Source organism: Alphaproteobacteria bacterium SS10, from assembly GCA_019192455.1.
Lineage (GTDB): Bacteria > Pseudomonadota > Alphaproteobacteria > TMED2 > TMED2 > TMED2.
In genome coordinates, this window is the sequence record JAHCML010000003.1 from 627,987 (window position 1) to 638,655 (window position 10,669).

Sequence of the window (10,669 nt, forward strand, 5' to 3'; positions counted from 1 at the left end):
GCTTAGTTCTCGGCGCCCCATTCCTCGATCCAGAAGGTGGTCGGGAATTGATGGCCAGTTGGACGGAAGCCGGTCAGCCAGTTTGGGATGATATGTGGGGCTGCCCGGAAATAGAGGGGAAGGGCGGGTAGCTCCTCCGCATAGATTTCCTGAAGCCGGTCCCATAACGCCTGGTTGGCCTCTGGCTCACAGGTGTCTTCCAAATCCTCCAGGATCTGATCGACCTCATCATTACGGAAGCCTGTGTTGTTCTGCCCGGCCCAGTTATTTGCCTCGGTTGGGATCATCTCAGAGTGCAGGGTCGTTCGTGGGACGGAGCGGGGGGAGGAGATCCAGGCAAATAAAGCCATGTGATCGAACTGGCGCTTACGAACCGTCTCACCAAAGAAGACGCGTGCCGGTTGGTTCTCAATCACTGTCTCGATGCCGACGGAGCGCCACTGTTGTTGCAGCACCTGTTGCACCAGCTCACGGGTTGCGTTGCCAGCGGTGGTTTGGAACTTCAGGCGCAACGCGTCGCCGTTACTGTTGCGGCGTATGCCATCAGCACCGGGTTGCCACCCCGCCTCATCCAGCAGCTGGCCCGCCCGCTTAGGGTCGAACCAGTAGTTCTGCACCTCGGCGTTATAGACAGCGTCGAGTGGGTTTACATTGGTCTTGGCAACCGGCTGACGCCCATCAAATAGGCGGTCATTAACCTGCTGCCGATCGATCGCATGCAGCAGGGCTTGCCGCACCCGCCGGTCAGCGAGGGCAGGGTCATCCAGGTTAAGATCAATATGCTCGTAGATCAGGCCGGGCTTGTAGACAAAGGTGAAGCGGTTGCTGGCCCGTGGCTCAAAGGCTAGCGCCTCATCCAGGGACATGCCGAGCTCACCAGAGATCATATCCAGCCCACCGGAGAGGAGGTTGGCGGATAGGGCCGCCGTATTGCCGATGGTGCGCACAATGATCCGATCAAATTCGGGCGTCTCACCCCACCAATGCTCATTCCGCTCAAGCACGACGGCGCTGCCCTGATCAACCCGCGCAACACGGTAAGGGCCGAAATAGAGGCCGGGATTGGTGGTGTCGATATCGTAGGTGGTGCGTTCCTGATAGCGGCGCGGGTCTTCCTCGAACACCGCCCGTTCCAAATGGGCAGGCAGGGGGAAGAAGCCACTGATCGAGGCAAACTCACAGGTCACCTTGTCCATATGCAGGGTGAAGGTCTTTTCATCCTGAACGGATATGTCGAGGATATCGTTCTGGAAGAATTCAAAGTTCGCGACGCCGCTTTCCGGGTGCTTGCCCACTTCCCAGGTGAACAGAATGTCGTCGGTGGTCATGGGGGTGCCATCACCCCAGCGTGCCTCAGGGTGCAGGGTATAGGTAACCGCGATACCCATCTCACCACCGTCGCGCTCCTCCAGGGTGGCGCGACCGTTATCCATGGTTGGGATCTCGGTGCACAGCAGACAGGTGAGGTTCCAATCGGGGTCATAGGCGGTTACCGGCCGCTGCCCCATGCCGTTGATGTAGGTGCGGGCCAGGGTGCTATCGATCATCGGATGGAAGTTGGATGGGAACTGGCTGACCCCGATGGTCAGCTGCTCACGCGCTGAGGCTGATCCGTTCATCAGGAATACAGAGAGCATGGCCGCCACACCCAGGCTGATCCCATATCGCCAAGTGGCTGCCCAACTCGTCATCTTCATAAACCCTGCCATCCGGTTTCGGTCCTCGGTTCAAAAGCGCTGTTGGTTTCATGGACTCTGGGCCGGGAAATGAAAAGCCGATACTGCGCCTGCTGGCGGATCGACCGCTGCGGTTGGCGATTAATTCCCGCTTTCCCGCATGATCCAGAAGCGATCTCTAATAAGTCGAAATTTTGTGTTTGCAATTGCGAGTGAATTGCAATTAAGGTCTCTTCATCACAACCTGTTGGGGGCAATGAAGCCATGTTAACACAAAATATTGATATTGAGGTGCCGGTTGCACGAAATGTGGTGACCCCGCTGCCGACCGACTGGAAACCCGAAACAACGATCCCAACACCACAGCCGGACCGGTCGCTCGTCCTGTTGTGTCCGCTGCGAATTATCCGCTGGGAAGGGGAGGCAACCGGCCCGGTTGTTGCCCTCATGCTTAACCATTGTGGCATGGGGCGGGTTGAGCTTGCCGTCTCTTCTGCACTCCAGCTGGTTGACCTTCTGGGACAGTTCAGCCGCCGACCATTTCGGTTTAGCCTGCTCGGTGCTGGCACGATGAGCGCAGATGAGCGGTCGCTCTCCATGCTGTTCGCAGCACTGCGCCGAGGCGATACCGCCCACGCCCAATCGCTGGTTGAGTGGTTAATGCCGCCAAGCCACCAGCGCGATCTGATGAACGCAGCCAGTGACTTAGTTGCTTGTCTCTAACTGATTTCGGGTCGATCAGGCGCGGACTTAGAACGCGGCTTGGTCAAAGCTGGTGACCGCCCGGTGTCCCGTGGTGATGCTTGGCAGCAGGCCTGCCGTCTGTGGCATCACGTTCTGGGCGAAGTAGAGCGCGGTGATCAGCTTGGTATCGAAGAACTCACCCTTCCCATTGGCGCCGCCAGGTTGGCCCATCATGGCGAGGCCAATAACGGCCGATTGGGCCAGCACATACCCGCCAGCAACCAGGCCGAACAGTTTGGTATAGGCAACGGCGCCAGCGGCCACGGTATCCAGCTCTTTCCCATTCTCAAGCAGCCAGGTTGTTGCCTGCTTCAGATGCTCGATGCTGGTCGTCAGATTGGCCGCGATGGTCTTCGCATCATCGCCCGGTTGATCGGCCAGTGCCTTTGCCACCGTCTCGGCATCGCTGATGAACTTATTCATCGTCTGGCCTTGATCGCGCAGCAGTTTACGGAACAGCAGGTCATTGGCCTGAATACCGTTGGTGCCCTCATAGATCGGCAGGATGCGGGCATCACGGAAGTGCTGGGCTATGCCCGTCTCTTCACAGAAGCCCATGCCGCCATGGATCTGGACGGCGGTGCTGGTCACATCGAGCGCCATATCCGTGCACCAGGCCTTAACCACTGGCGTCAGTAGTTCGACCATGGCGTTGGATTTGCCCTTCAGCTCTGGGTCGTCGGCCATATTGGCCTCGTCCAGATAGGCGGCGGCGAGATAGGCGAGGCCACGTCCGGCCTCAATTTTCGCACGGGCGTCGAGCAGCATCCGGCGCACATCGGCGTGTTGGATGATGGCGACGGGGCCGCTGCCACCGGTGAGGGCGCGGGATTGCACCCGCTCCCGCGCATAATCGCGGGCCTGCTGATAGGCACGTTCAGCGATCGCAACGCCCTGTAGGCCAACGGACATGCGGGCGTTGTTCATCATCGTGAACATGTAGCTGAGGCCCTTATTTGGTTCCCCAACCAGATAACCAATCGCACCATCATCATCACCAAAGGTCATGTAGCAGGTCGGCGAGGCGTGGATGCCCAGCTTATGCTCAAGCGCGGTGCAGCGCAGATCGTTGCGTTTACCCGGCGTGCCATCCTCGTTCACCAGGAACTTTGGCACGATGAAGAGTGAGATGCCGCGTGACCCCTCCGGCGCATCGGGTAGGCGGGCTAGAACCAGGTGAATGATGTTGTCGGTGAAATCATGCTCACCATAGGTGATCCAGATCTTGTTGCCCTTGATCAGGTAGTGATCATCATTGGGCGTTGCCTTGGTGCGAACCGCACCAACATCTGAACCGGCCTGCGGCTCGGTAAGGTTCATGGTGCCAGTCCACTCACCAGAGATCATCTTCTCAAGATAGATCGATTTTTGCTCATCCGACCCATGCTCGGTAATCAGGTCAACCGCACCCTGGTTCAGTAGGGGGCACAGGCCGAACGCCATATTGGCTGATTGCCACATCTCCTGAACGGCGAAGGCAATCGCCCATGGCATGCCCTGGCCGCCATAGTCAGGTGTGAAGGGCAGGGAGTTCCAACCACCCTCAACATAGTGATCGTAAGCGGCCTTGAAGCCCTCAGGCGTTCGCACCACGCCATTCTCAAGGACGGAGCCATTGTGATCACCGACCGTGTTCAGCGGCGCCAAAACATCGGTCGCCAGCTTACCGGCCTGATCCAAAACCGCGTCGACCAGATCTTCATCCACCATGTCAAAGCCGGGTAAGCTCGACAGGCGCTCGAGCCCGATAATGTCCTTCAGGACGTGGCTCATATCATCGACGGGTGCGTGGTAAGGGATCATGGGATTTGGCCCTCTTGCGATCTGATGTGACGTTTCCAATGGGCTATCTGGTTTAGCCCGCTTATTCCTTGGCTATTGATATAGCGGTAAGCCGCCGCTGTGTCATGACGTATACGTCACCTTTGGGTTGCCAAGGGGCGATCCGCCGCAAGTGGAAACTGGCACGATGCTTGCTGAGTTATCGATGAATGAATCAGTCGAAAAGCATCAGCGATTTAGCCGTGCCACAAGTTATCGATCCAAATCAGGTGTTTAGCCAGGCGCCAACTGAAGTGCGTCAAGCGGTTCAGCAGGCCAGTGCCCGTACCGGGGTCGATTTTTCCTACCTAATGCACAAGGCAAAAGCTGAGAGCAGCTTTAACCCCGATGCGGCGGCGAAGACCTCGTCAGCGAAGGGGCTCTATCAGTTCATCGATCAAACCTGGCTCTCGATGGTGAAGCGCCATGGCGCCGATTACGGCCTTGGTAAAGAGGCAGCGGCGATTGAGCAGGGTAGCGATGGCCGCTTCCGCATTACCGATCCTGCACAACGCGATGCGATTATGGATCTGCGCTTTGACCCAACCGCGGCGGCGAATATGGCGGCTGAGTTTGCGGGGGAAAACCGGGACTATCTGGTTGGCAAGCTGGGTCATGAGGTTGGTGCAACCGAACTTTACTTCGCCCATTTCCTTGGCGCCGGTGGTGCTGGAAAGTTCCTGACGGCGATGGAGCAGAACCCAAATGCTGAGGCGGCCGCCCTGATGCCAAAGGCGGCAGCGGCCAATCGCAATGTATTCTATGATCGCGGCACCGGCGAGGCGCGCAGTCTGGCTGAGGTCTATGATTTCTTCGCTGCCAAGTTTGAGGGGGCGGAGGCCATCTCAGTCGCCAGCCGCGATGTTGGCACCGGGCATTCTTGGTCATCCAACCGCCCAGTGTCCGAGTGGTCGCCCCATCGCAGCACGAACCTGGATGCCGGTGACCCGATCATCCGCCGCCTGATTGAGACCCTGCGAAATAGCAATGCAGATTTCAGTTCGGTTGCCGATGTGGTTGGAAGCAACCAAACGATTGGTCAGGGCCTGTTGGCGAATGATCTAATGCTCTTGGTTCAGCAGGCTATTTAACGCCTAAAATCAGCGACTTACCAAGACTTTCGAGTAATAATTCAGAATAGAATCGCGCTGGGTTTCCGGCGCGTAATGCTGTTTTGCGGCTGCCTACTATAGTTCAAGCATTGTCCCGGGTGCCTTCATCTAGGCGTCCAGCCTCATTGTATAAAGTTTTATCTATTCAGTATAGTTGGTTGACGATCAAGCATCATTGAAATTTATGACTAGCTTTTGAAAAATTTAAATTTCACAAATTTTAAAAAATAGTGTTTTTGCTTTCGCATACACAATTTATATTAAAATTATACAAAGCGAACGGATGGGGATTTCGATGAAGCCTTTGCAGTTTCTAAATCGAATGTTGGGGAACGAAGACGGTCAAACTGGTCCACAGGGGACAGAGAATAAGGGTGGCACCGTGCTGCCAAGTGGCCCGGAAGGTAATCAGAACGGTAAATGGTTCAGCTATGAGCGGCGCGAGGCTGGGGGCCAGCTGCTGAAGACGATCCAGAATGTTGGCTCAATCGCTGGTAAGGCAGCCACCTTAGGGCTGGCCCTGACCACCACAGCCACTGGCCGCCCCCAGATGGACGGTGCGCAACTGACCGGCACGCCTGAGAGCCAGGGCATTCCAAAGATTGGCAGCTACTCAAAATCCAAGGGTGAGAAGCGGATGGGCGATGTTGATTTGAGCCCTGAGCAGCCGACCGCAGATGGCGGTGGTTTTGAGCCTGACTACAGCGCCCAGATGGCTGAGCTTGGCCTGACCCGTGAGAGTGTGCGTGAGCACCTGGCACGCAGCCGCGCTGCCACGGCAGACCTGCGCGGTCCTGACACCACGCCACGGCCACAGATCTAAGCCGATCAATGAATTAATTTACCCGGCGGTGGGGTTTCCCTACCGCCGTTTTCTATACCCGCTTACAGGCCCCTATCTAGGCGCGCTGGTAGCGGATGAAGGAGGTGCGCTTGGCCACCTGGTCGTATAGCGAGCGGGCCGGGGCGTTGAATTCCTGGGTGGTCCAATAAACCCGTGCGACATCTCCACGGGCATCGGCGATCTTATAGACGCCCTCGATCAGCGCCTTGGCCGTGCCGGTGCCCCGCGCCTCATTGGCGACGAAGAGGTCTTCAAGATAGCAATAGACGCCATCGGTCCAGGTGGAGGGGTGGAAGATGACATGGGCGAAGCCGATTGGCTTATCCTCTTCATCCACCGCGACGAGGCCGAAGAACCCTTCCTTCTGCTCAACCATATTGTTGAAGTTCAGGCGGCTGACATGGTGCGGGACATCCGCACGGTAGAAATCGTTATAGCCGCGCCAGAGCACGTGCCAGTCGTCGAAATCATCCTTCTTTAGGGTTCTGATCTTCATGGCTCTAAGGGCTCCACAAGAATGGCGCGAAAGTCGTTCACATTGGTCAGGGTCGGGCCGGTCATCACCAGATCACCGATCTCTTTAAACAGGCCATGGCTATCATTGCCGCGAAGCACGGCGACAGCATCAAAACCAGCCGCCTTTGACCGTTCCAGACTATCCGGGGTAACGCGGGCGCCGGCATTATCCTCTGACCCATCAATCCCGTCGGTATCGCAGGCAATGCCGTGGATGTTCGCCTGGCCGGCCAGGTCGATGGCGAGGGCCAGGCAGAACTCGGCATTCCGACCGCCACGGCCATTACCTTGGACGGTCACCGTGGTCTCACCACCGCTGAGCAGGATGGCCGGCGCCTTGCCCGGTTGGCCATGGCGTTGGATTTGCTTGGCGATGGCGCTGTGCACCTTGGCGACCTCACGGGATTCCCCCTCAATCGCATCGCCGAGAATAATCGGTGTGTAGCCGAGCGCCGTGGCCTTCTCGGCCGCCGCTTCTAGGGCCATCTGCGGGGTGGCGATCATGATCACCTGATCCTTGGCAAAGGCTGGATCGCCCGGTTTTGGTGTTTCGGGGGCGGCCTGGTTTAGCCACTCGTCGACAGCGGGCGGCAGGGCGATGTCATACTCTTCAAGGATCGCCCGCGCCTCGGCAAAGCTGGTGGGGTCCGTCACCGTGGGGCCGGAGGCAATGGTTTCAGGATCATCGCCCGGCACATCAGAGATCAGCAGGGTAACCACCCGCGCCGGATGGGCGGCGGCGGCTAGCTGCCCGCCCTTAATCGCTGAGAGATGCTTACGCACCGCATTCATCTGTCCGATCGTGGCACCGGAACGGAGGAGGTCCGCCGTCACCGCCTGCTTATGCTCAAGCTTCAGCCCGGGGGCGGGTAGGCTTAACAATGCCGAGCCGCCGCCCGAGATAAGGCAGAGCATGACGTCATTCTCGCTAAGCTCATCCGCCAGCGCCTTAATACGCGTCGCGGCTTTCAGGCCCGCCTGATCCGGGACCGGGTGCGAGGCCTCAACAATCTCAATCTGCTGACAGGGGACGGCGTGGCCGTAGCGGGTGACAACGAGGCCGGACAGCCGCTCCAGCAGGCCATTATCCTTGGCCCAGCTTTCCACCGCGGCGGCCATGGCGGCCGATGCCTTACCGGCACCGGTCACGACAATACGCCCCGTTACCTGATCCAGGTTCAGCCGGTCCAGTGCGGGGGCGGTAATCTTCTCTGGCAGGCAGGCATCAAGCGCGGCCTGAAACACTTGGTTCAGGACCGTTTGCGGATCACTCATGATCAAATGGCTCGTTTGGTAGGGATCGGCATAACGGCCAAACACGGCCAGAAGTAAAAGGTAGCTGTGCTACCGGTTCTTACGGAACTGATCGAGTGAGACGACCTCACCGGTCTTCTCTTCATCATCCTCATCACCTTCGCCCTCAGCGGCGGGGGCGTCGGGATCAATCTCAACCGGCTCGCCCATATCGTCCACGGCGACAGGGCCAGTGGGTAGGGCATCGCCATCGGCATCATCCTCGTCATCCTGATCCAGCCCCTGGAATTGCAGGGCGAAGTTCACGGATGGGTCGGCGAAGACGGTGATCGCCTCAAACGGGATCACCAGACGCTCTGGCACATTGTTAAAGGTGAGGGTGACGGCAAATTGGCTGTCCGTCACTTCAAGCCCATAGAACTGGTATTGCAGGACGATGGTCATTTCGGCCGGGTAGCGTTTGCGCAGATATTCCGGCACCTCAACCTCGGCATCGCCGGTGCGGAAGGTGACATAGAAATGCTGTTCGCCTGCTAACCCATCCTCGCCGACATTCTCAAGAATCTGGCGCACGACACCGCGCAGCGCGGATTCAACTAAAACATCGTAGCGGACGTCGCTTTCCGACATAGATCGGCCCAATCATTCACCGGTTCTGGCGTTCAAAGCGGCACAACGCAGCCCCAAACGTCTGAGTTACCATCCACATTAACGGATGGATCAGCGAACACAACAACGTTTCGCGCCGCTGAACTGTCGGTTTGTGGATGCGGTGGGCGTTCGGCCACGGCCTACAATCGCAGGGCTGGCCCAGCGTGCGGTGCAGCATCGGATATGCGCCATGATCGGATTGTGCAGGGGTAAGTGGGGGCCTTCTGTTGCTAGGCGGCCCCCGGTCCCCACCCTAATCAGCAACGACTAGGGAATTTAATTTCAACGTTACGCGCTGCCTTAGGCTGCGAGTGCGGTTGGAGCTGCATAATTATCGTTTGCAACTATAATAGGGCCCGATAACGGCGGTACCATGCCGGGAACAAACGTCATCTTTACTGCGCGTGTCGATCCTGTTTCGCCCCCATGCCGTCAAGCGACGGCGGGCATGCTTTTTTACGAGCTTCCCTCTGCCACTTGGCGGAACCTAAGGACCATGCACTCAAGAATGAGCCACCTGGGCCTAAGGTTGGTGGAGGCGCCGGGTACTGCCCCCGGGTCCACTACGCCTATTCCATGCCGCGTTTAGCGCCATAGCCGGACAAGCCGGCACCCATGAATATAAGCGATTGCGATCCCGGTTCAAAGGGTAGAGCGGGAAAGCGGCTGATTCCCGAATCGATCGGCCGACTCCGCCACATTTTCGCCCGCCAGCCCAGTCTTTCCGCCGGGCCGTGTCTCCACGCTCAAATCCGGCTATGCCCGTAAGGGGCTGATTCTGTTTAGGCCGTCCCCGCTATCCCGCGTTATCCACAGATCGGGCGGTAGGATGATGGCGCCGCACCCCCTATGCTCCGCCCCAACACGCACACACGCGATCATCAGATAACCGACCCAGCCGAAGAAGGGGCAGCCTCATCATGTCTGAAACCATGGATAAGCAGCCAGCGGACCAGCAACCAATGACGAAAGACCGTTTCACCGCCGAGCAGCGCGCGGAGATCGATGAGCAAAAGGCCCAGCGCTTTGACACCCGCCGTGCCACCGTGCCGGCGCTGGAGGAAACCCTGTATGAGCCGATCCCGGTTCTGGATCACGGCTTCGTCCGGGTCATCGACTATATGGGTGATGACAGCGCCATCGTGCAGGCGGCCCGCGTCTCCTACGGTAAGGGCACCAAGAAGGTCTCCACCGATGCTGGCCTGATCAAATATCTGATGCGGCACTGGCACTCGACCCCGTTTGAGATGTGCGAGATCAAATTCCACATCAAGCTGCCGATCTTTATCGCCCGGCAGTGGATCCGCCACCGCACCGCCAATGTGAATGAGTATTCGGCCCGCTACTCCGTCCTCGACCGTGAATTCTATATCCCGGCGCAGGATCAGCTGGCCGCCCAGTCGCTCACCAACCGTCAGGGCCGGGATGGTGAGGCCGTCCTCCAGGGTGAGGAGGCCGAGCGTGTGCTCAACATCCTCCGCGATGATGCCTATCGCACCTACTCCAATTATGAGGAGCTGTTGAACGAGGATGCGGATGGCAATGTGCTGGATGAGGAACGCACCGGCCTGGCGCGTGAGCTGGCCCGGATGAACCTAACCCTCAACACCTATACCCAATGGTATTGGAAGACCGACCTACACAATCTGATGCACTTCCTGCGCCTACGCGCCGACGCCCACGCCCAATACGAGATCCGCGTCTATGCCGAGGCCATGACCGAGGTCTTGCGTAACTGGGTACCGTTGACGCATGCTGCCTATGAAGAGTATCGCGAGGGCGCCGTCCACCTCTCCAAATCCGGCCTCGATGTGGTCAAGCGCAAGCTAGCCGGTGAAGAGGTCACGCAGGAGAATAGTGGCCTGAGTGCTCGCGAGTGGCGAGAGCTTATGGAGACGTTGGGTTGATTAAACACCTGTCTGGCAGAGGCGAGAGCTGGGAGGGCGGCATTACTCCGCCCAGTAATTTGTTTGTGTAGCCAGTTAAGCCCAAGTTTTTACTTAGCATAAAATATTATGGCAAAACCCCTCCGGTCTGGATTAAATTAGAGG

Annotated in this window: 9 protein-coding genes and 1 other RNA gene; 4 read left to right on the plus strand and 6 right to left on the minus strand. The window is 58.1% G+C overall.

The annotated features are described in order from the left end of the window. Nucleotides 1-2: 2 nt before the first annotated feature. Nucleotides 3-1,691, minus strand: coding sequence for a peptide ABC transporter substrate-binding protein (locus KI792_03330; protein MBV6632048.1), 1,689 nt, complete (start codon nt 1,689-1,691; stop codon nt 3-5). Between the two features lie 249 nt (nt 1,692-1,940). On the opposite strand from KI792_03330, the gene KI792_03335 reads away from it, so the two are divergent. Beyond that, nucleotides 1,941-2,399, plus strand: a complete 459-nt coding sequence (locus tag KI792_03335; GenBank protein ID MBV6632049.1) for a hypothetical protein — start codon at nt 1,941-1,943, stop codon at nt 2,397-2,399. Between the two features lie 27 nt (nt 2,400-2,426). Here KI792_03335 and KI792_03340 read toward each other — a convergent pair whose 3' ends face one another. Continuing rightward, nucleotides 2,427-4,223: an acyl-CoA dehydrogenase gene (locus KI792_03340; GenBank protein MBV6632050.1), complete on the minus strand. Its 1,797-nt coding sequence runs from the start codon at nt 4,221-4,223 to the stop codon at nt 2,427-2,429. Between the two features lie 188 nt (nt 4,224-4,411). Here KI792_03340 and KI792_03345 point away from each other — a divergent pair, with 188 nt between their 5' ends. After that, nucleotides 4,412-5,332 carry a transglycosylase SLT domain-containing protein gene (locus tag KI792_03345; protein ID MBV6632051.1) on the plus strand — a complete coding sequence of 307 codons (921 nt, stop codon included), beginning with the start codon at nt 4,412-4,414 and terminating at the stop codon, nt 5,330-5,332. A 343-nt stretch (nt 5,333-5,675) separates the two neighbouring features. Further along, nucleotides 5,676-6,176, plus strand: coding sequence for a hypothetical protein (locus tag KI792_03350; protein MBV6632052.1), 501 nt, complete (start codon nt 5,676-5,678; stop codon nt 6,174-6,176). Nucleotides 6,177-6,252: 76 nt separating this feature from the next. On the opposite strand, the gene KI792_03355 is transcribed toward KI792_03350, so the two are convergent. The 4 genes from KI792_03355 to ssrA all read right to left on the minus strand — a co-directional run bounded on the left by KI792_03355 (nt 6,253) and on the right by ssrA (nt 9,269). Continuing rightward, nucleotides 6,253-6,693 carry a GNAT family N-acetyltransferase gene (locus KI792_03355; protein ID MBV6632053.1) on the minus strand — a complete coding sequence of 147 codons (441 nt, stop codon included), beginning with the start codon at nt 6,691-6,693 and terminating at the stop codon, nt 6,253-6,255. Continuing rightward, nucleotides 6,690-7,988, minus strand: coding sequence for a glycerate kinase (locus KI792_03360; protein MBV6632054.1), 1,299 nt, complete (start codon nt 7,986-7,988; stop codon nt 6,690-6,692). The genes KI792_03355 and KI792_03360 overlap by 4 nt, the downstream gene beginning before the upstream one ends. Nucleotides 7,989-8,057: 69 nt before the next feature. Beyond that, a complete protein-coding gene (locus KI792_03365) occupies nt 8,058-8,597 on the minus strand; it encodes a hypothetical protein (GenBank protein MBV6632055.1) in 540 nt (179 codons plus the stop codon). Between the two features lie 233 nt (nt 8,598-8,830). Next, nucleotides 8,831-9,269, minus strand: a transfer-messenger RNA (tmRNA) gene (gene ssrA, locus KI792_03370). A gap of 311 nt (nt 9,270-9,580) precedes the next feature. Here ssrA and KI792_03375 point away from each other — a divergent pair. Then, nucleotides 9,581-10,525, plus strand: coding sequence for an FAD-dependent thymidylate synthase (locus tag KI792_03375; protein ID MBV6632056.1), 945 nt, complete (start codon nt 9,581-9,583; stop codon nt 10,523-10,525). Nucleotides 10,526-10,669 lie beyond the last annotated feature (144 nt).

Bases quoted from the DNA above. Each gene is read 5' to 3' on its own strand.
- KI792_03330 (MBV6632048.1), bottom strand. From the start codon at position 1,691: ATGACGAGTTGGGCAGCCACTTGGCGATATGGGATCAGCCTGGGTGTG.
- KI792_03335 (MBV6632049.1), top strand. From the start codon at position 1,941: ATGTTAACACAAAATATTGATATTGAGGTGCCGGTTGCACGAAATGTG.
- KI792_03340 (MBV6632050.1), bottom strand. From the start codon at position 4,223: ATGATCCCTTACCACGCACCCGTCGATGATATGAGCCACGTCCTGAAG.
- KI792_03345 (MBV6632051.1), top strand. From the start codon at position 4,412: ATGAATCAGTCGAAAAGCATCAGCGATTTAGCCGTGCCACAAGTTATC.
- KI792_03350 (MBV6632052.1), top strand. From the start codon at position 5,676: ATGTTGGGGAACGAAGACGGTCAAACTGGTCCACAGGGGACAGAGAAT.
- KI792_03355 (MBV6632053.1), bottom strand. From the start codon at position 6,693: ATGAAGATCAGAACCCTAAAGAAGGATGATTTCGACGACTGGCACGTG.
- KI792_03360 (MBV6632054.1), bottom strand. From the start codon at position 7,988: ATGAGTGATCCGCAAACGGTCCTGAACCAAGTGTTTCAGGCCGCGCTT.
- KI792_03365 (MBV6632055.1), bottom strand. From the start codon at position 8,597: ATGTCGGAAAGCGACGTCCGCTACGATGTTTTAGTTGAATCCGCGCTG.
- KI792_03375 (MBV6632056.1), top strand. From the start codon at position 9,581: ATGACGAAAGACCGTTTCACCGCCGAGCAGCGCGCGGAGATCGATGAG.